Source organism: Sediminicoccus sp. KRV36 (genome assembly GCF_023243115.1).
Taxonomy (GTDB): Bacteria; Pseudomonadota; Alphaproteobacteria; order Acetobacterales; family Acetobacteraceae; genus Roseococcus.
In genome coordinates this window covers 711259-736014 of sequence record NZ_CP085081.1, presented here as the reverse complement: position 1 = coordinate 736014, position 24756 = coordinate 711259, and the positions used below count along the sequence as shown (strand labels likewise).

The window sequence follows — 24756 nt, the reverse complement described above, 5'->3', positions numbered from 1 at the left end:
GGCGCGGCCTGGGATCATTCGCATTCTTCACATATATGCGCGTTAGTGCCGCGGCCAAGCGGCCAAACGTCCATGTTCCGGAAACCCTTGCATGCCTCAGACCGTGGAAACGGCGACAAGCCTGCCCGGGCTCATCTTTGCCCTGGCCATCCAGGCGCCGGACCAGCCCATGCTGGGCTTCTGGCGGGAGGGCCAGTGGCGGCGGATGAGCCGCGCGGAATTCGCGCAAAAGGTCGCGCATATCGCCGCCGGGCTGCGGGCGCAGGGCATCATGCCGGGGGACCGCGTGCTGCTGGTCAGCGAGAACCGGCCCGAATTCATGATCGCCGACAATGCCATCATGGCCATCGGCGCCGTCACCGTGCCCACCTACGTGACCAACACCGTGGCCGACCACGCGCATGTGCTGCGCGACAGCGGGGCCCGGGCGGCCATCGTCTCGACGCGCCCGCTGGCAGAGCGCGTGCTGCAGGCCGGCCCGCTCGACCTGTTGGTGGGCATGGAGGAACTCCCCTCGCCCCCGGCCGAGACGCTTGCCCTCGGCTGGGCCGAGCTGGAAGCCACCCCGGCCGACCTCGCGATGCTGATCGCCGAGGTGCAGGAAATCCCGGCGGGGCGCCTCGCCTGCCTGATCTACACCTCCGGCACGGGCGGCAACCCCAAGGGGGTGATGCTGCCGCACCGGGCCATGCTGACCAATTGCGTCGGCGCCAAGGGGCTGATCGACCGCATCGGCGTGCGGCAAGGGCGCTACCTCTCCTTCCTGCCGCTGTCGCACAGCTATGAGCATACGGTCGGCGGTTTCCTGATGCCGGCCTGTGGCTACCAGGTGATCTTCGCGCGCGGAGCGGACAAGCTGCTGGCGGATTTCGCCGAGCACCGCCCGCAGCTCATCACCACCGTGCCGCGGCTGTTCGAGGTGATCCGCGAGCGCATTATGGCCTCGCTGGAAAAGGAGGGCGGGCTCAGGCTCCGGCTGTTCCGCCGCGCCCTAGCGCTGGGGCTGCGCAAGCTGGATGGCCCGCCGCTCTCGCTGTTCGAGCGCGTGCAGGATGCGGCGCTGGACCGGCTGGTCCGCGCCAAGGTGCGCGCGCGCTTCGGCGGCGCGATCGAGGCGCTGATCTCCGGCGGGGCGCGGCTCGACCCCGAGCTTTCGGGCTTTTTCCTCGCCCTCGGCGTCACCGTGATCCAGGGCTATGGCCAGAGCGAGGCCGGGCCCGTGATCAGCGTGAACCTGCCCTGGGACAATGACCGCCGCAGCGTGGGCAAGCCGCTGCCCGGCGTGGAAGCGCGCCTCGCCGCGGATGGCGAATTGCTCATCAAGGGCGGCCTCGTCATGGATGGCTACTGGAACAATCCGGAGGCCACAGCGCTGGCCCTGCGCCCACCGCCCGGCGAGACCGAGGCCTGGCTGCACACCGGCGATGTGGCGGAGCTGCGCGAGGGGCGCATCTTCATCACCGACCGCAAGCGGGATTTCCTGAAGCTGAAGGGCGGCGACATGGTGGCCCCCTCCAAGATCGAGGCGATGCTGGCGGGCGAGCCGGAGGTGGCCCAGGCGGTCGCGGCGGGCGAAGGGCTGGCTGGCGTCGTCGCACTCATCGTCCCGGCCGAAGGCCAGGCGGAGCGCGTGGGCGAGGCGGTGAAGCGGGTGAATGCGCGCCTCTCCAACATCGAGCGCATCCGCCGCTTCCAGACCCTGTCCGAGGGCTTCACCGTCGAGAATGGCTTGCTGACGCCGACCATGAAGATCAAGCGGCGCCAGGTGCTGGAACGCTACGGCGATGAGGTCGCGGCGCTGGGCTGACAAGACGAAGCATGGGCCAGAGCTTGGCGTTGACGGCTTCGGCGATGGCCTGAGAGGCAACGCGTATCTTCGCCACCCGCGGCAAGAGCGTTCAGCACTGAACGGCGCACCGCCAACCGCGGCATCACGTTCATCAATTTTTATTACCTATGACATATATGATCCTGGAATTGTTTTTCCAGGGAATACGCATGAAGCTTCGCTATCCACTTCTGGCCTGCATGCTCCTGGCAGGCGCCTGCGCTGGGCGTGCGCCCGCACCCGTGGCTGTGGTGCAACCCATCGACAGTACAATGGATTGCGCGGCCATTCAGGCGGAGATCTTGGCCAATAGCGCGCGCGTTGCCGATCTTGGCTTCGAATCTGGCGCCAAGGTCGCCCAGAACGTCGCGGCAGGGGTGGCCGGGGCGTTCTTTATCCTCCCGCTCTTCCTGATGGATTTCCAGGGATCGGCCGGAATTGACCAACGCGCGCTCGAAGCGCGAAACCAATATCTTGCCACTTTGGCCAATGCGCGATGCTCTGCCCCTCAGCTCCGGTCTGGATCAGCCGGATTACCGCCAGCGCAGGCTCGGTGAGGCAAGCAACCCTCGAAAACCGCCGCGCACGGGGCGCCATGCCAGGCCTGGGCTGAGGCCGCGCTTGCCCCGGCTCGAAAGCGGGCGATAGCCTTCCGCCCGGCTGGGCGCCGTTGGGGGGCAGGATGGGCGGTTTGACATTGGGGCGGCTCGCGCGGTTCCTCGCGATGGCGCTGCTGCTCCTGCCGGTGCCCGCGGCCCTGGGCCAGGGTGGCGCCACATTGCGCGTGCTGCTGCCGATCGAGGGCACGGGTGGCCTTGAGCCGGGGGCCGATGTGCAGGTGCTGGGCCTGAAGGCCGGCACAGTGCAGCGCATTTCCTTCGGCCCGCAGCGCCGCCTGGTGGCGGAGATCCTCATCGAGCAGCCTGAGGCGCGCGACCATATCCGCCGCGATTCCCCCATCACGGTGCGCAGCCGGCTGGGCGGGGTGGGCAGCGCGTTCCTGTTCATCGGCCGGGGCGAGGGCCCGCCGCTCGACTGGGCCGCCGCAAGCCTGGAAGCGGCGAGCGAGCCCTCGCAATTGCAGGTGCTGGAGCAGCTGCGCGACCGCGCGCTGCCGGTGCTGGAGGATCTGGGCCGCGTCTCCCGCTTCGCCGTGCGCTTCGTGGAGGGCATGGAGCGCGGCCAGGGCTCCTTCGGCCGGCTGATGACGGATGACCAGTTCGCCCGCAACGCGGAGGAGACCGTGCGGGAACTCACCGCGCTGCTGCGCGGCGGCGGGCAGCTGGTGCAGCGTTTCGACGGGCTGGCCGTCCAGGCCGAGCGGCTGATGGCGGAATCCGGCCCCAATAGCAGCCTGCCCGCCCTGATGCGCCGCGTGGACCAGGCGCTGGCCAATCTGCAACAGGCCACGCGCGATGTCTCCCGCGCCTCGCAGCGCCTGCCGCAGACGGTGCGCAACCTGGAGGAAAGCACGGGCAATGTGCCGGGGGTGCTGCTGCAGACCCAGCAGACCACGCGCGAGCTGGAATTGTTGCTGACGCAGCTGCGCGGCATGTGGCTGCTGGGCGGCAGCGGCCCGCCCGCTCCCGAGCCCAGGCGCCCCGCCGCCGAGAGGCTGCGGCCGTGAGGCGCCCGTCCTGGCCCGCCCCGTCCTGGCCCGCCCCGTCCTGGCTGCCCCTGCCGCTTCTCGCCCTGCCGCTGCTGGCCGCCTGCGGCAGCACCCCGGCCCCCGCCCCGCCGCCGCCCGATGAAACCCTGGGCCGCGCCGCCCGGGCGGGCCGGCTGGCGCTGGAGCTCGACCGTCCGGCCGAAGCGGCACGGCTCTATGGCACGGCCCTGGGCCGCGCGCGGGAGCGGGATGACGCGGCGGCCATCGCCGATACCGGCATCGGGCTGGCCGCGGCCGATCTGGCGCGGGGCCGCAATGCGGCAGCCCTGCGCACCGCGCGCGAGGTGCGTGCCGAGCTGATCCGCCGTGCCGCCCCGGTGCCCGATGCGCTGCTGCTGGTGGAGGCGCTGGCGCTGTATCGCACGGGGGACATGGCCGGGGCGCAAAGCGTCGCGGCCCAGGTGACGGCCGAGGATGCCGATATCGCCCGCCGCACCTGGTTCCTGCGCGGCCTGATCGCCGCCGGGCGTGGCGACCAGACCGCCCTGGCCGAGGCCCGCGCCGCCCTGGGCGAGCCGGAAGGGCGCGCCTTTCGCGCCGATGCGCGCGAGCTCGCTGCTGCCGCCGCCCTGGCAGGCCGCGATGCACCCGGCGCGCGGCGCCTCGCCGGCGAGGCCGGCGCCTTACGGCGGGAGGGGCTGGATTATCGCGGCCTGGGGCGCGCCCTGGCGCTGGAGGCGGAGGCCGCGCAACGCATGGGCGACAACGCGGCGGCGGCCGATCTGCTGCTGCGCGCGGGGCGCGGGGCGGCGGCCCGCAATGAATTCACCGAGGCGCGGCGCTGGCTGAACGCCGCCGAGGCGCTGGCCCGGCAGGCGCGCCTGCCGGAGATCGGCAACGCGGCGCGGGCCTCGCTGCGGGCCATGGCTGAACGCGAGCGGGACGCCGCGGGGTAAGCACAGGGCGAGGGGTTCCATCCTCCGAGGACGCTGGCCCTCGCGCATGCTCGCGTGCGATCGCCCTGGCCTTGATGCGTCCTGGCAGGAAGCGGGGCTTCCGACTCCGCCGCCGAATGATGGCCCAGCAAAGTCTCGTGATGGGTGACCGCATGCCCCCTTCGCCCCGCCCATCCACGCGGGCCGCCGGGCAACCCGGCTTCAGCGGAAAGGCTGCGTCAGCAGGGGCAGCACATGCTGTTCCCGGGCACCGCGATAGCCCCGGATGCCCAGCACCAGCTCCCCGGCCCAGCGGCCGCGCCAACTGCCGAAGATCCGGTCCCAGACCGAGAGGCAGAAGCCGTAATGGCTGTTCGTCTCCTCCAACCGCTCCGAATGATGGATGCGGTGCAGATTGGGTGTCACGATCACCCAGCCCAGGGCGCGGTCCAGCGCGGGCGGGATGCGAATGGCGGCGTGCTCGAACAGGCTGGCCGCGTTCAGGATGATCTCGAAGGCCACCACGCCCTCGGGCGGGGCGCCCAGCGCCACGGCGGCCGCGATCTTGACCCACATGGAGAGCCAGAACTCGATCGGGTGGAAGCGCAGCCCCGTGCTTGCATCCATCTCAGGGTCGGCGTGGTGGACGCGGTGCAGGCGCCAAAGCACGGGCACGGCGTGAAAGACGCGATGCTGCCAATAGATCAGCAGGTCCAGCAGCACGACCGTCAGGGGAATGGCCAGCCAGCCCGGGACATCCAGCCAGTTCAGCACACCGATCTCGCGTGACTGCGCCCAGATCGCGGCACCCACGGCGGCGAGCGGCATCAGGAACCGGATGGTGAGGGAGCCCAGCGCCACCAGGCCGAAATTCGGCAGCCAGCGGCGCCAGCCCAGCGGGCGCGGAACATTCCAGGGAATCAGCCGCTCGGCCGCCAGGAGCAGGGCCAGGACGCCGAGGAAAGCGGTGAGGCGGAGGGTGGCTTCGGACATGCGCTTTAGATGGGGCGCGACCGGACCGTCACCAGGGGTGCAAGCGCCCGCTTTCCCTGGCTGAACAGCCCAGGCGCCACATCCGGCAGGGGCCCCGGCCGCGCATTCGCGGCGGCCACCGAACCGAACGCCACGGCGAGGATGTGCCTGGCTCGCCAGCGATCAGCCCCGCATGGGCTGCCGCACCGTCTTGGCGGGGGCGCTGCCTGCATCTCTCCCGGGGGGCGGCCCGGCCTGGTGCCCAGGTTAAAGCCACGCCGGCGGAAACCGGCGGCCTGTTCCGGCGTTATCCCATCAGCAACCGGAGGATGGCGTGATGGCGATGATCGGCAATGGGGCGACAGCCCCCAGAGGCATGGCCTGGCTGTCCGCGCTCTGCCTCGGCATCGCGCTGTGTGTCCCTGCCATGCCTGCCGCGGCGCAGAATGGTTACGGGAACGGGCACAATAATCGCAATCACGGGCGCGGCCACGAACGCTGGAACGGCAATCGTGGTTATGAACGGCGCCAGGCGCCACCCCGGGTTTACAATGCGCCGCTGTTTGGCTTCGGCGTGTTTGGCCCGCCCGCCGTGGTGCGGCCGCATTATGCGCCGCCGCCCCCGGTTTATTACCCGCCGGCACCGCGCGGTTACTACCAGGCGCCGCCCCCCGCCTATTACGGCTATTGAGCCAATGGCCCGCATTCCAGGAGAGTTTTCCATGAGCAAGTTCCGTATGGCCAGCCTTGGGGCTGCCCTCGGCCTGACCCTGCTGCTGCCCCAGACCGCTGGCGCCCAGACCGGTGGTGCCCAGACCGGTGGCACCCAGGCCGCCGCTCCGGCCGCATCCGCGACCCCGCCGGCGCAGACGGCAGCCCGGCGTGACCGCGCGCCAATGACGCCCGAGCAGCGCGCGCAGCGCGTCGAGGCGCATCTGACACAGCTTCGCGCCCAGCTCGCCATCACGCCGGCCCAGCAACCGCAATGGGAGGCTTTCGCCAAGATCAGCCGCGACAACGCGACCGAGCTGCATGACCGCTTCCAGGAGCGCGAGACGCAATTCGCCCGCATCACCGCCGTCGAGAACATGTCGGACTACGCGGCCATCGCGGAGCTGCACGCGGTGCAACTGCGCCGCCTCGCCGTGGCCTTCGCGGCGGTCTATGCGGTGCTCTCGCCCGAGCAGCAGCGCGGCGCGGATGCGGCGTTCCGCACGCGGCGCACGCCAGGTGCCGCACCGCGCTGAACAACGCGGCGCGGCGCACAGCGTCGCGCCGGCCGGCGCAATGGCGGTATCGCCCTGGGTTCAGGCCGCCTCGGCCAGCCGCGCCCAGTTCGGGTTCACCAGCGGCGAGGCACCGCCCAGCTTGCGCCGCGCCTCCAGATATTCCCGGTGCAGCCGCGCCACCAACTCACCCGCCGGCAGCACCGCATGGATGCCCGAGACGCTTTGCCCGGCGCCCCAGATATCCTTCCACTTCTTCTTCCGGTCCGAACCGAAATTCATCGCCGAACTGTCCGACGTTTCCAGATGATCCGGATCCAGCCCCGCATTGCGGACCGAGGGCTTCAGGTAATTGCCATGCACCCCGGTGATGAGGTTGGTGTAGACGATATCCTCCGCCCCGGCCTCCACCAGCATGCGCTTGTAATCCTCGACCGCGCGCGCCTCCTCGGTGGCGATGAAGGCCGAGCCCATATAGGCGAAATCAGCGCCCATCGCCTCGGCCGCCAGGATGCTGCGGCCATGCGCGATCGAGCCCGAGAGCGCGATGGGCCCGTCGAACCAGGCGCGGGTTTCCTGCATCAGGGCGAAGGGGCTTTGCGACCCGGCATGCCCTCCCGCGCCGGAGGCCACCAGCACCAGCCCATCGGCCCCCTTCTCGATCGCCTTATGGGCAAAGGTCTGGTTGATCACGTCATGGATGACGTGGCCGCCATAGGAATGGATCGCGTCATTCACCTCCGGCCGCGCACCGAGCGAGGTGATGATCAGCGGCACCTGATGCTTCACGACGAGCTTCAGATCCTCCTCCAGCCGGTCATTGGAGCGATGGACGATCAGGTTCATGGCGAAGGGTGCTGAGGGCCGCTCCGGATGGGCCGCGTCATGCGCCGCCAGCCGCTCGCGGATTTCGGAGAGCCATTCATCCAGCTGCTCCAGTGGGCGCGCATTCAGCGTCGGCATCGAGCCGATGATGCCCGCCTGGCATTGCGCGACCACGAGGTCGGGCACGGAGATGATGAACAGCGGCGAGCCGATGAGCGGCAGGCGCAGCCGGCCCTGAAGCTTCTGGCGCAGATCCATGGGGACGTTCCTTATTCCTTTGGCCCGATGCTAGGGCCTCGCGCCGCCCGCGCCAAATCGGGTGCCGACCGGGTGGATGACGCCAGAATGGGCCCCGCATGGCGCATCCGGCGGCAGCGGGCGAAAATCAGGCCTCTTCCGCGCGCTTTACCGCCGCCGCCCCCTTCACAGGCTAGAAACTCGCGCCAAATTGCAACTTGCGTCAAAAAAGACGCCACAGCTGGGACGATTCTTCATCCGCATGGACGCTCTCAAACCCGTTCTCATCGCCGGTGCCGGCCCTGTCGGCCTGGTCGCCGCGGCCGCCCTGGTTCGTGCTGGCATCCCGGTGGAGGTGCTGGAAGCAGGCCCCGGCATTTCCGAGGAGATGCGCGCCTCCACCTTCCACGCCCCCACCCTCGACATGCTGGATGATCTGGGGGCCGCGCCGGAGATGATCCGCCAGGGCATCATCGGGCCGCGCGTGCAATATCGCCGGCGGGACCAGAGCGTGATCGCGGAGTTCGATTTCGGCCTGCTCGCGGACGTCACGCGCCACCCCTACCGGCTGCAATGCGAGCAATTCAAGCTGACGCGCATCCTGCACGGCCTGCTGGCGGAAAGCCCGCTCTACAGCGTGCGGTTCAACGCGGCCCTGGCCAGCGCCCATGATGAGGGCGGCAGCGTCGCGGCCGTGCTGGAAGACGGCACGCGCCTTGTCGGCAGCTACCTTATCGGCGCCGATGGCGCCCGCAGCGCCGTGCGCAAATCGGCCGGCATCGCCTTTGAGGGCTTCACCTGGCCCGAGCGCTTCCTGGTGCTCTCCACGGAGTTCGATTTCGCCCGGATCATCCCGGGCCTCGCGGATGTCTCCTACTACGCCGATCCGGAGGAGTGGTTCTTCCTGCTGCGCGTGCCCGGCGTCTGGCGCGCCATGTTCCCGGTGCGGCCCGAGGTTTCGGATGAGGAGGTGATGACGCCCGCCTTCGCCCGCGCGCGCTTCGCCCGCGTGGTGGCCGGGCGGGATGACTACCCGATCAAGCACACCACGCTCTATCGCGTGCACCAGCGGGTGGCCGAGACCTTCCGCAAGGGGCGCATCCTGCTGGCCGGCGATGCCGCGCATATCAACAACCCGCTGGGCGGCATGGGGCTGAATGGCGGCGTGCATGATGCGGTGAACCTGGTGGAAAAGCTGGTCCAGGTGCTGCATGGCGAGGCCGGGGAGGATCTGCTGGACCGCTACGACCGCCAGCGCCGCGGCATCACGGAGGAGGTGGTGCAGCGCCAGACCATCCAGAACAAGAAGAACCTTGAAGCCGCCACCCCGGAAGACCAGGCGGATTTCCAGCGCCGCATGGCCGAGGCCGCGAGCGACCCGGCCCGCGCGCATGCGCATCTGCTGGGCATGTCCATGATCAACAGCCTGCGACGCGCCGCCGAGATCGCCTGAGGGCCTGCGGGGCACGACCCCCGCACCCGGCGTTGCTGCCACACGAAGCGCGGCATCGGATATCCGGCGCCGCTGATCTGCCCTACATCATCACGCGATGCTGACCCAAAGGGCGAAATACGGGCTGCGGGCCCTGTGCATCCTGGCTGGCGACATGCCGGGGCGCGAGACGATGCCCATCCATGAGGTGGCCGAGCGCGGCCATATCCCTCAGAAATTCCTGGAAGCCATCCTGCTCGATCTGCGCCGGCACGGCTTCGTCGCCAGCCGGCGCGGCAAGGCGGGCGGCTATGCGCTGGCCCGGCCGGCCGGGGAATTCTCGGTGGGGGATATCATCCGGGCGCTGGATGGGCCGCTGGCGCCGATCCCTTGCGCCAGCCTCACCGCCTATCGCCCGTGCAGCGACTGCCTGGACCCGCCCAGCTGTGAAATCCGCCGCCTGATGCGCCAGGTGCGCGACGCCACGGCCCAGCTGCTGGACGGCACGAGCCTGGCTGCCCTGGTCGCTTCACGCCTGCCCCTGGTGGACGCGGAGTGAAACCGCGCCGGCACCCGGCGTAAGGCGAGGCCGCGCAGGCAGGCGCGCCCCCGCGGATTGACCCGCTCTCAGACCACCCGGCCGCGGATGCGGTGGACGGCATTATTCAGGTAGCCGCGCGGATTCCAGAGCGGCTCCATCGGCTGGCTCTGCCCCGCCGCATCGGTGGCGCGGGCGATCAGCTCCACCTCCCCATGGGCAGGCAGCAGCGTGAAGGCGGTGAAGCGGCGCCAGGCCCAGGGGCCCGCGGCCTGCTCCAGGGAGGCGCGTTGCCAGGTGGCACCGCCATCGGCCGAGATATCCACCTTCGCCACCGGCACGGCCCCGCTCCAGGCGAAGCCGCCGACGATGATCGGCCCGCTCGCCCGGAAGTCCTGGGCCGGTTCGGTGATGAGGCTCTTCACCGGCATGTCGGTGATCACGTCGAACTGCGCGGGATCGGGCGTCTCATCCGGGCTGAGCGGGGTGCGCGGCATGCGGTAGTCGAGGCCGGTCATCTTGGCGCCATCATGCTCACGGTCCCGCACCTCCAGTCGCGTGAGCCATTTCTGCCAGGCCGAGCCGGGATAGCCGGGGGCGACGATGCGCAGCGGAAAGCCGTGCAGCGGATCGAGCGGCGCGCCATTCATGCCAAAGGCCAGCAGCGTCTCGGGCGCGAGCGCCTTGGCGATGGGCAACCCGCGCGACAAGGCCGGCTGATCGGGCTTGCCGATCACGTGGTCGGGGCTTTCATGCGCCAGATAGACCGCCCCCTCCCGCAGGCCGGCCTCAGCCAGAAGATCGGCGAGGCGAACGCCCGTCCATCGCGCGCAGCCCACCGCGCCATGGCCCCAGGCCAGGCCCGGCACGGGGGGCGCGAAGGCGCTGCGCCCATTGCCGGCGCATTCCAGCACCGCCGTCATCTCCACCACGGGAAACCGGGCGCGCAGCTCAGCCAGGCTGAGCCGGAGCGGGCGATGCACCAGGCCGGTCAGTTCCAGCTGCCAATCCGGCCCGGCCGCCGGCGCCACGGCGGGAAGCGTGCCGTTGTTGCGCACGAAGAACAGCGGCGTCGGCGTCAGGGGCGTCCGCAGCAGATGCGGCGGCGTTTCCTGGTTGAGCGCGGGATCGGCCAGGCTGGTCAGGCCGGGCTTGGGGGTACCGAGGGAAGCCTGTTGCAACATGATGCTCTCCGGGTTGGACGATGCCAGGGAAGGCTACCGGAGAGGCTGGAGGCTTATCAAGATATTTCCTACTCATTTAGTAGATATTCTGAATTCGCAATCCTACACCCCTCAAAACGCGTGGGTTTTCCCGACATCCGGCCAGGTCTCCGGCGGCTGTGCTTCGGAGGCCGGGCCGAATGACGGAGCGGCCTCCGAGGTATCCCATTGTTTTTGCGAATATCTTTTCTGCAACGGATGACTTCACTGCAACGCGCCATGCCCTAAGCTGTTCCCTCAGCTTCAAGGAGCACCCGCCTGATGCAGCGCTTTCCCCTTCTCGCCCTCCTCCTTCTCACCCTGACCAGCCCGGCCCTCGCGCAAGGCTGGCCGGACCGGCCGCTGCGCCTGCTGGTGCCCTTCGCACCGGGCGGGGTGACGGACAGCATCGGCCGGCTCAGCGCCGAGTTCCTTGGCGCGCGGCTCGGCCAATCCGTCGTGGTGGAGAACCGGACCGGCGCGGGTGGGGCGATCGCGGTGGAGGCGGTGGCGCGAAGCCGGGCCGATGGCTACACGCTGCTGACGGCCAGCGCCTCGCAGATGGTGATGCTGCCCGCCCTGGCCCGCGTGCCCTATGACGCCGCGCGTGATTTCGCGCCGATTTCCATCATCGGCGCCAATCCCCAGGTGCTGGCGGTCGCCGCCCGGATCGGGGTGAATACCCTGCCCGAATTCATCGCCTATCTGCGCGCCAATCCGGGCCGGGTGAATTATTCCAGCGGCGGCAACGGCTCCTCCAACCACCTGGCGATGGCGCTGCTGCTGCACCGCGCCGGCGTCTCGGCCGAGCATGTGCCGTATCGGGGCGGGGCGCCGGCCATGCAGGCGCTGCTGGCCGGCGATGTGGCAGCGTATTTCGGCAACCCCTCCGATATCATCCCGCATCAGGGCGGGGCGGCCATCCGCGTGATCGCAGTGGCGGGCGGGGAGCGCATGAGCGCCTTGCCCGGCGTGCCGACCGTGGCCGAGCAGGGCTTCCCCGATTTCCGTGCCGAGACCTGGAATGGCATCGCAGCACCGGCCGGCACGCCGGATGCGGCGATCACCCGCATGGCGGACATCCTCGGCACGGCCTGCGCCGATGCCGCCTTCCGTGGCGCGCTGGAGCGGATGGGCACCGTGCCGGTCTGCTCCACGCCCGCGCAATTCCGCGCGGCGATGGAGCGGGACGGGCCGCAATGGGCGGAGCTGGTGCGGGTGGCCGCGGTCCGGCTGGAATAAGAACCCAGCGCGGGCGACCCGTCAGCCCGGCCCGGGCTGCGGGCCGGCTGCGCGATCAGAAGCGCGATTGCAGCCTGATGAAGACCCGCGTCTCATCCCAATCCGCCGCCTTGTCGTAGCGGAAGCCGGCGCCGAGATTGATGCGTGGCGTGATCGCGTAGTCCATATCCGCCCGCAATCCGCCCACGAAATTCTGCTGGTTCTGCGTGGGCACGCCGGTCAGCAGCGGCGTCGTGCTGGTCGCCGCCCGTGCCACGAGTTGCCGCTGCAGGGCCGGGTCATTCGGGAAATAGGGCGTGGCCTCCTGCCGGAAGACGGCATAGCCCGCCGTCGCGCCCAGCCGATAGGTGAAGTCCCCCGAACGGCCACGGAAATCCACCGGGACATTGAAGGCGGTGTAGGCTTGCGGGCTGAAATAGCCGCCGCTGCCATAGGTGAACTGGCTCTGGTTCCGGTCATAGGCGAAATAGACGAGGTCGGTCCCGACGCTGAGGTCGCCGCTCGCCCCGCGGATGATCGGATAGGAAAAGCCGGCACCACCCTCGATGCGGGCATTGCTGGCAACATTCTGGCCTTCGAAGACCGAATATCCGCCCCCGGCATAGACATAGCCCGGGCCAAGCGGCAGTTCGATCTGCGCGCGCCCGCCCGTGCGGACCACATTGCCCCAGTTCCGCCCGCTGAACTGGTCCCGCTGGCCGGCCCAGGAGAGCAGGCTGTCCTCGACCGAACGCCGTTCGCCCGTCAGGCGGATGCGCGCCGTGCCGATCTGCGGCGCCAGCTCGACACCACCCAGCATCGTGGAGGTCGGAAAGCCGAGCGGCGAGGAGCCGACATCGAAGCGGAAGGAATCACCGCGCCGATAGGTCATGCCGAGGCCCACCCCCGCCGCCGTGCTGCGCGGGTTCTGCACCGCGTTGTAGAGCGACCCGGTGCCGAAGCGCTGCTGCGTGTTCGCGTTCGTGCCCAGCGTGCCGGAATCGAGCGAGATCGCCGTGACATTGGTGGTCACGCGGCCACCGATGAGCGGTGGCGTGAACTCCGCCTCCAGCGGGGCGCGCAGATCAAGCAGGCGATCCAGCCCTGAACTGCCCGAGCGCTGCCGCAGGGTGCCCGCGAGGGTGACGCGCGGCGCCGTCTGCTCCTCCAGCGAGGCCATTTCCTGCGCGATCTCGCGCGAGAGGCGGTCCGTCGGCTGCGGCGTCCCGCCCGCGACCACCGGCAGGGGCGAGGCGGCGCCAGGGCGCAGGAAGGGATTGGGCTGCCCGCCCGGCCCGGCCGTGGCCACGCCCGCTGGCACGCCGGCCACCTGGCCGAGTTCCGCGCGGCGCTGTGCTGCGGCGGTTTCCAGCGCGCGGCGGGCGCGGTCATCCTGGTTGAAGGTGCGGGCCACGCGGGCTTCCAGCAGGGACATCCGGCTCTCGCGCGGGAAGATCTCCTGCCCCTCGGCCAGCAGCGCCTCGGCCCGGCTGCGCTGGCGCAGCGTCAGCGCCGCATCGATGGCACCCTGCCTTGCATCGAAATTGCGCGGGTTGCGGGCCAGCATGGCTTCGGCGATCCGCTGCGCCTCGCGCGGCTCCCTCGCCCCCTGGTAGAGGCGCGCCAAGGCGAGGTTGGCGTCGGTATTCTCGGGGTCCCGATCCAGCGTCGGGCGGAGGCGCTCGAAGGCCTGCGCCTGGTTGCCCTCGGCGTTCAACCGATCGGAGGAGCGCACGGCGATCCCGGCGCGCAGCGAGGCGACGTCCCGCCGCTGCTCGGCGGTCAGGGTGCCGGTGCCGTCCAGCTGGTCGGCCAGGGCGGCCGCCTCGCCATCCAGCCCCGCGCCCAGCAGGGCGCCGGCGATGGCCAGCCGTGCCTGTGGCCCGGCCATGCGGTTGGCGGCTTCGCCCACCCGCGCCGCCTCTGCCGCGCCGAAGCGGTCATTGGCATCGCCAAAGGCGCGGATCACGGCGGCCGCCGTGCTGCCGGTCGGGTCCGGGCGGGCGGCGATGGTCAGCAATTGCACCCGCGCATCGGCGGTGCTGCGGCCCAGGCCCTGGGCCGCCCGCTGCACATCCCGCTGGGTGCGGATGCGCGCCTGCAGGCGCGACATGTCCGGGCTGCGCGAGGCGGGCGGGATGCGGTTGAGGAAAGCATCCGCATCGGCGATGCGGCCCTCCTCATCGGCGAAGAGTGCTGCGGCGAAGAGGCTGTCCGGGCGCGGATCACGCACCACCAGCTCCTCCAGCACGGTGCGCGCCTGCACCAGCTGGCCCTGGCGCCGCAGCGCGCGCGCGAGATCGAGCCGCAGCCAGGGGTCATTGGGCGCACTGGTCATCGCCTGGCGCAGCAGCGCCTCGGCCACGAAGGGATCGGTGCTGCGGGACGCCTCGCTGCGCAATTGATTGACCGGACCGGCGGAGGGCGCGGGGCCGCCCTCGCCCGGCGGCGGGGCCGCGCCGGCGATGCGGGGCAGCTCGGCCAGTCGCCCCTGGGCGCGCAGGGCCTGGGCCAGCCCCTCGCGCGCCGGAGCGAAGCCGGGGCGGCGTGACAGGGCCGTGCGGAAGCGCTGCTCCGCCGCCGCCGGATCACCCCGCCGCAGCGCCACCTGGCCCAGCAGCACCTCGGCATCGGTGCGGTCCTCGACGCTGCGGCGCGCGGCGCTGCGGGCGATGTTATCCGCCGCATCCACGTCATTGCGGCGGAGTGCTGTGCGCGCCTCGGCCAGTTCCAGCCCATAGGCGGCGCCATCCAGCGCCGATTGCCATTGCGCCGCGCGCGATGGATCCGCCGCCACCGCGCGCTCCAGCAATTGCCGCGCCTCGGCCGGACGGTTCTCGCGCAGGCGCACGATACCGAGGCCCCCCAACGCATCCGCATCGCGCGGATTGGCGGCAAGAGCCGCTTCGAATTGCCGCGAACTCTCACGCAGGCCAGCCGTGCCGCCGGCTTCCAGGCGCTGGAAACCCTCCTGGCGCAGCGTGGCACCCGGGTCGGGGCGCGGGGCGGCCGCCAGGGCCGCCTGCTGCGCCTGCCGCAGCTCCGTGTCATTGGGATAGCGCTGGAGATAGGCTTGCACCAGCGGCGCGTAGCCCGGCTCGGCCGCGCTCCAGAGCAGCGCCTGGCGCCAGGCGCGCCGGGCCTCCTCCCCCACTTCCGGATCATTGACGAGGGGGGCCAGGCGGCGAATGCCATCCTGCCGCGTGCCGGGCTGGAAGGTCTGGGTCTGGGCAAAGTTCAGCCGCGCGCGTGGTGTCGCGCCGGGGCTCTCGGCGAGCCGTGCCAGGCCGCGCCGGCCTTCTTCGGCACCCGCCCGCGTGCCGGCGATGACCGAGAAATACTCCTGCTGGTAGGCGGGTGGCGGGCCGGCCGCGCCGAAAATCTGCCGGTAGCGCGCGGCGGCCTCCTCATTGCGGCCATCCCGCGCCAGGCGCCGTGCTTCCTCGATGGCGTTGCGGTCAATCGAGGCCGCGCGAAGGGCGGTCTCGGCCGTGGCGCGCTGCTCCTCCGTGCCGCCAGCCTCGCGCAGGCGGGCGGTGATGCCGGCCGCCGCCGTGCGATTGCCGCGCGCCGCCTCGATCCGGGCCGCCACCGCGAGGGCCTGGGTGTTCCGGGGCTCGGCCGCCAGGGCGCGCTCGATCGAGGAGGCGGCGAGGTCAAACCTCTCCAGCCCGAGCCACCGCTCAGCTTGTCGGATCAGGATGTCCACCGGTCGCGCAGCCGCGGCTACCGCAGCGGGCGCGTCAGCGCCCAGCGGTTGCGTCTGCGCGGCGGCAGGGACCAGAGCTACTCCCCCGAGTAGCCAGGCCACAGGCACACCACGCATTGAGTAAGTCCCCCAATGGGGAGAATCTCACGAATTCGTGCGCGCACGCAACCTGGAAAGTGACCGGCGGCGCAACATCCAGAAGAAAGGCACGCCGATCAGCGCCGCGGCCCCCAGCATGAGCATCAGCATCCGCTCCGGCCGCTCCGCCAGCCACACCTGCGGCCGCACCCACCAGGGCAGGCTGCCCACCGCATAGGGCGATGCGGTGCGGAAGCTCTCCATCCGCCCGCCCGACAGCACCGCGAGGTCCCCCTGGATGCGCGGCGCGAGGGCCGGATCGGCCAGGGCGGCCACCATCTGGCCGATGGCGGCCGGCGTCACCCCCGTGATCGCGACGACGGAGCGCCCCGCTTGCAGCGGGCTCTCGCCGCCCAGCAAGGCGGCCAGCCCCTCGCCCGAACCCTCATTCAGCACGGTGGCGGCGCGGCCGCGCTCGGCACTGCCGGGCGCATCGAGGAACAGGCTGCGGATATCCTGCAAGGCATCGGGGGCGGTGAGTGTCAGCCGGTCCGCCTCGATGCGGATGGGCGTGTCGCGGAACAAGGTGCCGAGTGCGGGCTGGCGGCCCAGCGTGCCCAGCACCAGCAGATCCCGCCCGGCGACGGAAGCGAGCCCGGCCGGCGTCACCACCTGGATGCCGGTGGAGGCCAGCCCGGCCGTCGCCGCCAATTGCCCCACCACATCCAGGAAGGCGCCGAGTTCGAGCGGATTGGCGCGCTCCGGCAGGACCACCGCCGTACCCGAGAGATCGGCCATGCGGGTGAAGGGAAAGCCCGAGGAGGCGAAGAAGCCCAGATTGGGCATGCGCGCGTAGCGATAGCCGCGCCGAAGATCCACCGTGCTGCCCGGCTCGATCGCCGCGCGAACATCGGCCGGCACGGCGACGCAATCGCCGCGCGCCAGCGGGCGCATGTCGAAGCGCAATTGCAGCTCATCGCGCCCCAGCACGAGGTAATGCGGGATCACGAACCGCCCCGAGCGCGTCGCGGAGGCAAAGCCCAATTGTTCGGCCAGCCAGTCCGCCGCGGCGGTCAGCGGCGGAATCCATTCGGGGTCCGCCAGCCGGAAGGAGCGGAGATAAGCCCCGGAAAACGCCGCATCCAGCCGCGATGTGGCCACGTCGATCACTGGCCCAGCCGGCGAGCGATATTCCACATGCACCGGGAAGCCGCGATTGCGCCAGGTCAGCAGGTCCGGCGCGGTGCGGACCGGGATGCGGATGGGCCCCGGCGCGTAGCCGGCCGATTGCAGATCGTCCCGCGCGATCAGGCTGCCGAAGGTGACCGGCTGGTCGGTGCGGATCCAGCGGGGAGAATCATAGGGCTGCCGGGCCGGGATGGTGGGCGGAACCACGCGCGCGATCTCACCGGCGAGGGTGGCGCGGCCGGCCACCATGGCCTGGGCGGCGGCGACCAGATCCGCCTCGCTGCGACCGGCGATGACGAGCAGGGTGCCGAAGGGGTCGGTCGGGTTGGGCAGCAGGGCCAGCGTCGGGCCGTCCACGCGCGGCATGGTCAGCCCCGGCACGGCATCCACGCCCATGGCCAGCACCACCGCATCGCCGCGCTCGGGCAACGCGCGGGAGACGGGGAAGCTGGCTCCGCGATAATCCGCCTGGACCGAGAACCAGGAGGCGGCGATGGCGGCGGCGCGCAAGCCGGCCGGCCCCAGCGCCTCGGGCAGCACCATGGGCACCGTGACCACGCCCGAGAGCACCCGGCGGTCGAAGATCGGCTCCGGCAGGCGGGAGAGATCGCGGGAGGGCGGCAGGCGCTCGATGCGCAGCTGCAGGGTCGAGAGATCGGAGACGGTGGCCCAGAGCAGGCCGGAAAGCGCGTCATTGCACTCGGTGGTGTAGCGGCCGGCGAAGCGGAAATTCAGCCGGTTCACCTCGCTGAAATAGAGTGGGTCCAGCGGGAATTCGAGCGGGCCGAAGCTCTGCCGCGCCGCATCCATCGGAATGGTGCCGACAAACTGATCATTCAGCGTCAGCGCGATCTGGCTGAGCGAGGGGATCAGCGCGGGCGAGGCGCCGCCCGCCACCGTCACCCGCGCCTGGGTCACCACCTCATCGGCGCGCAGGCCGAACAGCACGCCCTGCAGGTCATTGGTGCCGCGCAGCTGCATGGGGCCGGTGAGACCCATTTCCTTCAGGGTGCGGGTGACGATGCGGGCACCAGGGGGCAGGCCCTCGGCATCCATGGCGGATGGCAGGACGGGCGCGGGAAGGGCCGGCGGCTGCGGCGCGGCGAAGCCGGGCTGCGCCATGCCCGGTTGCGCCGTGCCTGATTGCGCCACGCTCGGTTGAACGGCGCCGGGCTGCGCCGAACCCGGCGGAACCCCGGCCGGTTGCGCGCCGATGGGCTGGGCGCCGGCCGGCATGCCGCAGAAGAGGCCCAGCGCCAGCAGGGCCGCGGTGGCGGCCGGCACGGGCCTGGGCGCAGTGGGAGGGGGCATAGCGGCCGGCGGCGCCGTATTGGGCCGGCGCGGCGCCACAACATCGGAAACGCGCGGCGCCTGCGGCTTGGCGAGGCCAGCCACCGGCTTGGCGCTGCGCAGGATGCCGAAGCGGTATTTGCGGAACACGGCATCGGCCGAAGCCAGCACAACAGTCCAGAGCGAGCGCAGCGGTTTATCCTCGGGCCAATGATCCCAGTACAGCCAGGCATCGGGCCGGCCGAAAAAGGCCCGCACCACGGAAGCTTCGTCAGCCAGGGTTTCGATGATGAATTCCAGATAGACCTCATTGCCATCCCAGCGGATGACATGGGCGCGGAGTGCGACGATCTCGCCCCCCGTCTCGAAGGCGACCTGCACCTCGTCGCCCTCGGCCACGCCCAGGGCGCGGTCAATGATCAGCCGCGCGCCGGAGAGGGAGAGGTTGGCGCTGCGCGTCGGCAGCCGCTCGCCCGAGGCGAGGATGAGTTCGCCGGGCAGGTTGGCCTCGACGCGGGCGCGCACGCGGGACTGCTCGCGCTCCCGCCCGACGGCGACGCTGCCGGCCAGCGGGATGAGGCAGAGCCCCGCCCAGATGGTATTCAGCAGATAGGCGCGGCCCTCCAGGCTGCCGAGATCGCTCGTGAAGCTGCCCCAGATGCCGATGGCGAACCCGACGCTGAGCAGCGCCAGCATGATGAGGTTGGGCAGCACGGCGCGGAAATCGAGATAGCCCGCCTCCAGGATGCCGCCCTTGTCGGTCACGTTGAACTTGCCCTTCGACGGGTCCCACAGCGTCAGCACCGTCACCGGCAGCAGGGGAACCGCGAGCGAGGCCTCATAGATTTCCGACCAGAAGGAGTGCCGGTGCTTGCCGTTCAGCCGCGCCGTGGTGGCGATGGCGTGGAACATGTGGCTGCCCGCATAGGCGATGATGGCGACGGGACTGGCCGCGATCACGCTCTCGCCGAAGAACAGGAAGGCGAGTGGCGAGGTGAGGAAGATCACCCGCGGCAGCGCGAACAGGAAGCCGAAGCCCGCGATGAAATAGCAGAAGCGCTGCATCCATTTCAGCCCGGGCGCAAAGAGCGTGTTTTCCGTGCGCATGATCTGCAGCATGCCGCGCGCCCAGCGCAGCCGCTGGCCGATATGCAAGGCCAGGCGCTCGGTTGCGAGGCCGGCGGCCAGCGGGATGCGGATGTAGGCGGTGTGCCAGCCGCGCTGCTGCATCTTCAGCGCGCAATGGCAATCCTCGGTCACGGTCACATGCGGCACACCACCGACTTCCTCCAGCGCCTCACGCCGGATCACGGCGCAGGAGCCGCAGAAGAAAGAGGCATTCCACAGATCGCTGCCAGGCTGGATGGCGCCGTAGAACAGCAGCCCCTCATTGGGCACCAGGCGTTGCCGCACGAGGTTCCGCTCGAACGGATCGGGCGAGTAGAAGTGATGCGGCGTCTGCACCAGCGCGATGCGCCGGTCGCGGATCAGCCAGCCCAGCGTGAGTTGCAGGAAGGCGCGCGTGGGGGCGTGGTCGCAATCGAAGATGGCGATATATTCGCCGGTGGTGTGGCGCATCGCGTGGTTGAGATTGCCCGCCTTGGCCCCCTTGTTGTCGGGCCGGATGATGTAGCCGCAGCCGCATTCCTCGGCGAAGTCCCGGAATTCCGGGCGGCGGCCATCATCCAGGATCCAGACATTCAGCTTGTCCCGCGGGTAGTCCATGTTCATCGCGGCCAGCACGGTGGGGCGCACCAGATCGAGCGTCTCGTTGTAGCTCGGCACGTAGATGTCCACGGTGGGCCAGACATCGGGGTTGATCGGCATGGGCACCGGCTTGCGGTCCAGCGGATAGCTCGTCTGGATATAGGAGAGCGTCATCAGCGTGCCGGCGAACATCTCGGCGCCAAAGAGCAGCGTGCCCAGGATGGATTGCAGCACCGTCTCGAATTCCAGCGTCTCGGTCGCGCGCCAGAACAGATAGCGCGAGGTGACCATGACCGAGAGCACAACGAGGATCAGGCCCATCTTGCGGGACTTGTTGCGGTTCAGGATCATGAACATCGCAATGCCGCCCAGCGTCAGCCAGACCTGGCCCTCCTCCTCCATCGGCACGGTGATGAAGAAGAAGGCGCCCAGCAGCCCGAGCGTGACGGCGAGGAGGCGCTGCACGCGGCTGGCGAAGGGCGCCTCACCCGGGAAGGTCTGGACGTATTCGGAGAAACGCGCGCCGCTCACAGCCGGCCCCATTCAAAGAGTGCCGAAAAGCCGCCATCCGGCCCACCCGGCCGCGGCAGTTTCAGGCGTTTGACGATGGCTTCGGCCAGCAATTGCAGATCCTCTCCGGCGCCTGGCTCACCTTGCAGCAGCATGCGCTTGTCGGCCAGGGCCTCGGCCAGCTCCTGGTCACGGCAGATGGCGCCGATCAGCCGGTTGCCCAGCGCGGCGCGCGCCATGTCGAACACCGCATCCGAAAGCGGCTCGGCCTCATCCACCTGGTTCAGCACCAGCACCGCGCGATCGGCCGAGCGGGTGGCCAGCGTGCCACGGCCCAGGATGCGGTTATTGGCGATCTGCGGGATGATGGCGGCACTCCCCGCATCGCTGAGCAACAGCAGCACCATGAGATCGAGATAGGGTGTCAGGGCGGCCAGCGCGGCATTGGGGCCGGGCGGGCTGTCCAGCACCACGATCAGGTCGGGCACGGCCAGCATTTCGCGCACCGGCTCGGCCAGGAGTTGCGGCTCCGCCAGGAGCAACTGAGCGAGTTCCAGCGCGCGCAGCGGGTCCACCGGGCCGAAGGGTAGCACGCGCACGCCGGATTCCGCCTCGACCAGCGCATCGCGCCAGGCCGGGCGGGTGCCCAGGCGGCTCAGGAAGCAGCGCTCCTCACGCAGCGGCACGCCAAGGTGAAAGCGCAGCGCATTCTGCGGGTCGAGATCGAGGGCAATCACCTTGTAGCCACGCCGCGCCAGCAGGGCCGCGACATGGGCGGCCAGCGTGGTCTTGCCCACGCCGCCCTTGGGTGAGGCGAAGGCGATCAGGGCCATGCGCGTTTGCCGGCACGGGCGCGCGTCCGGCGTGGACGAAGCTCCACCGCGATGTCGTTCAGCAGGGCGTAGCGGCGCGGCGGGCCGGCCTCATCCGGTGGTTCCAGGCTTTCGGCGGCGCTGAGTTCCGTGAGGCGGCGCAGCCGGGCGGGTGGGGCCTGGGTCTCGGTGGCGAATTCCACAAGGCGGCGCATGGCCGGATGGGGGCCGGCGGCGGGCTCGGGTGCTGGCATCGCGGCAGGCGGCGGCATCGGCGCGGGCTGGAACGCCTCCACCTCAGGTGGCGCGGCAGAGGGCGGCGCGGCAGGGGGCGGTGCGGCCGGGGACGGCACGGCGGAAGGGGTGGCGGCCTGGGCTGCAACAACAGGGGCCGCCATCCCGGGGGCCGCCGGCTCTGGGCTGGATGGCGCTGCGATGGCGGGCGCGGGCGGCGATTCGGGCGGCGGCGATGCCGCGATGCCGGCTTCCGCGGCTGGCGGCGTTTCGGGCGCGGCAAGGGGGGCGGGCGTCTCGAAGACGACCGGCGGGAAGGCAATGTAGCGAATGCCGCGCATCGCGCAGGCCGCCATCACGGATGCGATTTCTCGCTGCAAGCTCGCCTGTTTCCCTCTCGCCCGGCGGGGCTGTTCAACGCCGCCCGGCCCGGAACCTACGCTTAGATACTCAGTTTGCAGCATGCGCGACAGATTCGCGCCAGTTGCCTCTGCCAATTGCCCGTCAGGGCACGAGCCATCGCACCGCCTCGGCACCGGTGACGCGCGCCGGCCGAAGGCGCATCCTGGCGCCCTGCTTCGGGACCCCTGCCATGCGTTTCATCCTGATCGTGCTGGACGGGCTGCGCCCGGACATGGTTTCGCCCGCCAGCATGCCCGCACTTGCCGCGCTGCTCACGCGCGGAACGCGTTTCGCCGAGGCGCGCAGCGTCTTTCCGAGCGAGACACGGGTGGCAACGCCCTCGCTCGTCACGGGTTGCCGGCCCGCGGCGCATGGCATGGTGGCGAACACCGTCTTTGACCGGGCCCTGGCGCCGGGGCGCTTGCTGCGCACCAAGGATGCGGCGGATTTCCATATCCTCTCCGCCGGGGCTGAATCGCCGCTGCTGCGGCCCGGCATCGGCGAAGTCCTGGCCGCCGCGGGGCTGGGCTTCGCCGTGGTGTCGGCCGGCACGCCGGGTCAGACGCTGGTGGCCAGCCCGGCCGCGCGCCGGCTCGGGCAATTCCGCTGGAACGCGGCGGATACCGATACGCCCGATGCCCTCGCCGTGGCGCGGCAGCTTGGCCCCACGCCGCCGGCCAGCATCCCCAACCTCGCCCGCACCCGCCACGCCGCGCGCGTGCTGACAGAATATGTGCTGCCCGTCCTGCGGCCGGATGTGGCGCTGTTCTGGTGCCCGGAGCCCGATATCAGCTTCCATTATCGCGGCCTGGGCGATGCCGCGGCGGCCCTGGCCATGACCGAGGCGGATCAATGCGTCGTCCGCATCGTGGCCTGGCGCGATGCGCAGCCCGATGCGAAGGCGATCGGCCTCATCGTGCTGTCCGATCACGGCCATGTCACCGGGCACCGCAAGATCGCGCTGGCGGAGCGCATGGCGCGGGATGGCCTGCCGGCCGGGGCGGGCGGCACGGCGATCACCATCGCACCCGCCGGCGCGCCGGGCATCTGGCTGGATGATCCGGGCCTCGCATCCCAGGTGGCGGACTGGCTGGCCCGTCAGGATTGGGCCGGGCCGCTGCTGGCGAATGATCCCACGCTGCTGCCCGGCCGCACCGGGGCCCTTGCCGCGCTGGAGGCACAGCACCCCCGCGCCGCCGATCTCGTGCTGCTCTTCGCGGGCGATGAGGCGCCGGACCACTACGGCCTGCCCGGCCGGGCCCCCTTCGATGCCGGCGATGTGCCGGAGGGCGGCGGCATGCATGGCGGGCTGCACCGGCGTGAGCTGGCGACCGTGCTGGCCTTCGAGGGCGGGCCCTTCACGCCCGGCCTTGCCATGCGCGGCATGGCGGACCTGACCGATGTGGCGCCGACCATCCTGCACCTGCTGGGGCTCGGCGCGGCCGGGATGGATGGCCGCGTGCTGCACCAGGCCTGGGACCCCTGGGCCGATGCGCCGGCCGAGCCCGAACGCATCGCCTGGCCGGGTGGCTTCGTGCTGGAGGGCGGGCGGCAGGCCGGGCGCTTCTACCCGACGGCGCTGCTGCGGGCCTGACCGGGCTGCCGCCGCCGCCATGCGAAGCCGCGCTAGCCAGGGCTGAGCCCCTTCAGGAACGCCCGGACCAGCCCGGCCACCACTTCAGCCTGTTCCTGCTGGACCCAATGCCCGGCGCCGGGCACCAGGTGGCAGCCGCGCAGATCCCGGCAGCCCGCATCCTTGGAATTCTGGCCCTGCATGCGCTCGAATTCGCCCGGCTTCTGATGCACGCCCCAGTCGCTGCTGCCCGCGATGAAGCAGGCGGGGACCTCGATGCCGCGCCCGGCGAAGAGGCGCATCTCGGCGGCCGCCTGGCCGCTGGTCGTGCAGCGATAGGATTGCAGCCCGCCCTGGAAGCCGGTGCGGCCGTATTCCGCAGCATAGACCGCAAGCGCCGCCTCGGGCAGCCAGCGATTGGCGGCGATGGCCGCGGCGTCGGGCATCTCGGCGGCCACCGTCGCGGCCATGCCGAGGCCAGCGGGCATGATGTAGTAGGTCGGCATCACGGCCAGCGCCTCGGCGGTGAAATCGCCGAGCGGATGGGGTTTGTTGGCGGCCCAGTCGGCGCTCTTGTGGTGGTAGTAGGCGCGCAGGAAGGCATGCAGCCCCTGGGGCGCCCGGTGCATGTCGGCATCCGCCTCACGCGTCGAATAGAACCACTGGTAATGCCGCCGTGGCGGATCGAGCCGGGCCAGCGCCGCATGCAGAGCGGGCGAGGCGAGGCCGGCCAGGCCCTCGGCCACGGCCTGCTCGCCCAGGGGCCAGGCGCGCGGCCCGCCATAGGGGGCACTCATCATCACCACGGCGCGGAACACATCGGGCCGCGCCAGCGCCGCATTGCCGGCGACAGGTGCGCCGAAATCATGGCCGATGACGCAGGCCACCTCGGTATGGCCCAGCGCGGCCACCAGGGCCAGCGCATCCCGCACATAGCCGAGCGGCCCATAGGGCGTCAGATCCTCGTCATAGACCGGCACCGGCCCCTCGGTGCGGCCATAGCCGCGCTGGTCGGGGGCGACGACATGATACCCGGCCTCGGCCAGCGGCAGCATGATGTTGCGCCAGGAATAGGCGAGTTCCGGAAAGCCGTGCAGCAGCAGCAGCAGCGGGCGCCCCGCCTCGCCCGCTTCCAGCACATGCATCCGCAGGCCGTTGACATGCGCGATGTGGCGGGCGCGCACCCCTGGGGGCAGATGCGCCGTGGCGAGTGGTTCGAGCATGCGGT

Annotated in this window: 18 protein-coding genes; 10 read left to right on the top strand and 8 right to left on the bottom strand. The window is 70.7% G+C overall.

The genetic code is table 11. From position 1 onward, the window contains the following. The first annotated feature begins 91 nt into the window (after window positions 1-91). From LHU95_RS03445 to LHU95_RS03430, 4 genes are all read left to right on the top strand, one after another. Window positions 92-1807, top strand: a complete 1716-nt coding sequence (locus LHU95_RS03445; protein WP_248709984.1) for an AMP-binding protein — start codon at window positions 92-94, stop codon at window positions 1805-1807. Between the two features lie 158 nt (window positions 1808-1965). Beyond that, the gene (locus tag LHU95_RS03440) at window positions 1966-2385 is read left to right on the top strand and encodes a hypothetical protein (protein WP_248709983.1); all 420 of its coding nucleotides are present in this window, start codon (window positions 1966-1968) and stop codon (window positions 2383-2385) included. 134 nt (window positions 2386-2519) lie between these two features. Then, a complete protein-coding gene (locus LHU95_RS03435) occupies window positions 2520-3455 on the top strand; it encodes an MlaD family protein (protein WP_248709982.1) in 936 nt (311 codons plus the stop codon). After that, on the top strand, window positions 3452-4393 hold the full coding sequence (locus LHU95_RS03430; protein ID WP_248709981.1) for a hypothetical protein: 942 nt from the start codon (window positions 3452-3454) through the stop codon (window positions 4391-4393). Before LHU95_RS03435 ends, LHU95_RS03430 begins: the two co-directional genes overlap by 4 nt. Window positions 4394-4594: 201 nt before the next feature. Here the strand turns inward: LHU95_RS03430 and LHU95_RS03425 are convergent, their stop codons facing one another. Next, complete coding sequence (locus LHU95_RS03425; protein WP_248709980.1) at window positions 4595-5365, bottom strand: sterol desaturase family protein; 771 nt, start codon at window positions 5363-5365, stop codon at window positions 4595-4597. A 316-nt stretch (window positions 5366-5681) separates the two neighbouring features. Here LHU95_RS03425 and LHU95_RS03420 point away from each other — a divergent pair, with 316 nt between their 5' ends. Next, a complete protein-coding gene (locus LHU95_RS03420; protein WP_248709979.1) occupies window positions 5682-6035 on the top strand; it encodes a hypothetical protein in 354 nt (117 codons plus the stop codon). Between the two features lie 31 nt (window positions 6036-6066). After that, a complete protein-coding gene (locus tag LHU95_RS03415) occupies window positions 6067-6591 on the top strand; it encodes a Spy/CpxP family protein refolding chaperone (protein WP_248709978.1) in 525 nt (174 codons plus the stop codon). A gap of 60 nt (window positions 6592-6651) precedes the next feature. On the opposite strand, the gene LHU95_RS03410 is transcribed toward LHU95_RS03415, so the two are convergent. Continuing rightward, window positions 6652-7653 carry a nitronate monooxygenase family protein gene (locus LHU95_RS03410; protein WP_248709977.1) on the bottom strand — a complete coding sequence of 334 codons (1002 nt, stop codon included), beginning with the start codon at window positions 7651-7653 and terminating at the stop codon, window positions 6652-6654. A gap of 241 nt (window positions 7654-7894) precedes the next feature. On the opposite strand from LHU95_RS03410, the gene LHU95_RS03405 reads away from it, so the two are divergent. Together LHU95_RS03405 and LHU95_RS03400 are read left to right on the top strand one after the other, a co-directional pair. Beyond that, window positions 7895-9085, top strand: coding sequence for an FAD-dependent monooxygenase (locus LHU95_RS03405; RefSeq protein ID WP_248709976.1), 1191 nt, complete (start codon window positions 7895-7897; stop codon window positions 9083-9085). Between the two features lie 97 nt (window positions 9086-9182). Then, window positions 9183-9623, top strand: coding sequence for an Rrf2 family transcriptional regulator (locus LHU95_RS03400; protein WP_248709975.1), 441 nt, complete (start codon window positions 9183-9185; stop codon window positions 9621-9623). A 68-nt stretch (window positions 9624-9691) separates the two neighbouring features. Here LHU95_RS03400 and LHU95_RS03395 read toward each other — a convergent pair whose 3' ends face one another. After that, the gene (locus tag LHU95_RS03395; RefSeq protein ID WP_248709974.1) at window positions 9692-10786 is read right to left on the bottom strand and encodes a sulfite oxidase; all 1095 of its coding nucleotides are present in this window, start codon (window positions 10784-10786) and stop codon (window positions 9692-9694) included. A 300-nt stretch (window positions 10787-11086) separates the two neighbouring features. On the opposite strand from LHU95_RS03395, the gene LHU95_RS03390 reads away from it, so the two are divergent. Next, on the top strand, window positions 11087-12046 hold the full coding sequence (locus LHU95_RS03390; protein WP_248709973.1) for a tripartite tricarboxylate transporter substrate binding protein: 960 nt from the start codon (window positions 11087-11089) through the stop codon (window positions 12044-12046). Window positions 12047-12101: 55 nt separating this feature from the next. Here LHU95_RS03390 and LHU95_RS03385 read toward each other — a convergent pair whose 3' ends face one another. The 4 genes from LHU95_RS03385 to LHU95_RS03370 form a co-directional block, all read right to left on the bottom strand. Then, on the bottom strand, window positions 12102-15734 hold the full coding sequence (locus LHU95_RS03385) for a cellulose synthase subunit BcsC-related outer membrane protein (protein ID WP_248709972.1): 3633 nt from the start codon (window positions 15732-15734) through the stop codon (window positions 12102-12104). Between the two features lie 144 nt (window positions 15735-15878). After that, window positions 15879-20528: a UDP-forming cellulose synthase catalytic subunit gene (bcsA, locus tag LHU95_RS03380; protein WP_248709971.1), complete on the bottom strand. Its 4650-nt coding sequence runs from the start codon at window positions 20526-20528 to the stop codon at window positions 15879-15881. Then, window positions 20525-21340 carry a cellulose synthase operon protein YhjQ/BcsQ gene (locus LHU95_RS03375; protein ID WP_248709970.1) on the bottom strand — a complete coding sequence of 272 codons (816 nt, stop codon included), beginning with the start codon at window positions 21338-21340 and terminating at the stop codon, window positions 20525-20527. The genes bcsA and LHU95_RS03375 overlap by 4 nt, the downstream gene beginning before the upstream one ends. Next, complete coding sequence (locus tag LHU95_RS03370; protein WP_248709969.1) at window positions 21331-21933, bottom strand: hypothetical protein; 603 nt, start codon at window positions 21931-21933, stop codon at window positions 21331-21333. Before LHU95_RS03370 ends, LHU95_RS03375 begins: the two co-directional genes overlap by 10 nt. 212 nt (window positions 21934-22145) lie before the next feature. On the opposite strand from LHU95_RS03370, the gene LHU95_RS03365 reads away from it, so the two are divergent. After that, on the top strand, window positions 22146-23549 hold the full coding sequence (locus LHU95_RS03365; RefSeq protein WP_248709968.1) for an alkaline phosphatase family protein: 1404 nt from the start codon (window positions 22146-22148) through the stop codon (window positions 23547-23549). Window positions 23550-23581: 32 nt separating this feature from the next. Here LHU95_RS03365 and LHU95_RS03360 read toward each other — a convergent pair whose 3' ends face one another. After that, window positions 23582-24751, bottom strand: a complete 1170-nt coding sequence (locus LHU95_RS03360; RefSeq protein ID WP_248709967.1) for an alpha/beta fold hydrolase — start codon at window positions 24749-24751, stop codon at window positions 23582-23584. Between the last annotated feature and the right edge of the window lie 5 nt (window positions 24752-24756).

Coding starts and splice junctions, on each gene's coding strand:
- LHU95_RS03410 (WP_248709977.1), bottom strand. CDS start 7,653: ATGGATCTGCGCCAGAAGCTTCAGGGCCGGCTGCGCCTGCCGCTCATC.
- LHU95_RS03360 (WP_248709967.1), bottom strand. CDS start 24,751: ATGCTCGAACCACTCGCCACGGCGCATCTGCCCCCAGGGGTGCGCGCC.
- LHU95_RS03415 (WP_248709978.1), top strand. CDS start 6,067: ATGAGCAAGTTCCGTATGGCCAGCCTTGGGGCTGCCCTCGGCCTGACC.
- LHU95_RS03440 (WP_248709983.1), top strand. CDS start 1,966: ATGATCCTGGAATTGTTTTTCCAGGGAATACGCATGAAGCTTCGCTAT.
- LHU95_RS03405 (WP_248709976.1), top strand. CDS start 7,895: ATGGACGCTCTCAAACCCGTTCTCATCGCCGGTGCCGGCCCTGTCGGC.
- LHU95_RS03395 (WP_248709974.1), bottom strand. CDS start 10,786: ATGTTGCAACAGGCTTCCCTCGGTACCCCCAAGCCCGGCCTGACCAGC.
- LHU95_RS03375 (WP_248709970.1), bottom strand. CDS start 21,340: ATGGCCCTGATCGCCTTCGCCTCACCCAAGGGCGGCGTGGGCAAGACC.
- LHU95_RS03445 (WP_248709984.1), top strand. CDS start 92: ATGCCTCAGACCGTGGAAACGGCGACAAGCCTGCCCGGGCTCATCTTT.
- LHU95_RS03390 (WP_248709973.1), top strand. CDS start 11,087: ATGCAGCGCTTTCCCCTTCTCGCCCTCCTCCTTCTCACCCTGACCAGC.
- LHU95_RS03425 (WP_248709980.1), bottom strand. CDS start 5,365: ATGTCCGAAGCCACCCTCCGCCTCACCGCTTTCCTCGGCGTCCTGGCC.
- LHU95_RS03420 (WP_248709979.1), top strand. CDS start 5,682: ATGGCGATGATCGGCAATGGGGCGACAGCCCCCAGAGGCATGGCCTGG.
- LHU95_RS03400 (WP_248709975.1), top strand. CDS start 9,183: ATGCTGACCCAAAGGGCGAAATACGGGCTGCGGGCCCTGTGCATCCTG.
- LHU95_RS03365 (WP_248709968.1), top strand. CDS start 22,146: ATGCGTTTCATCCTGATCGTGCTGGACGGGCTGCGCCCGGACATGGTT.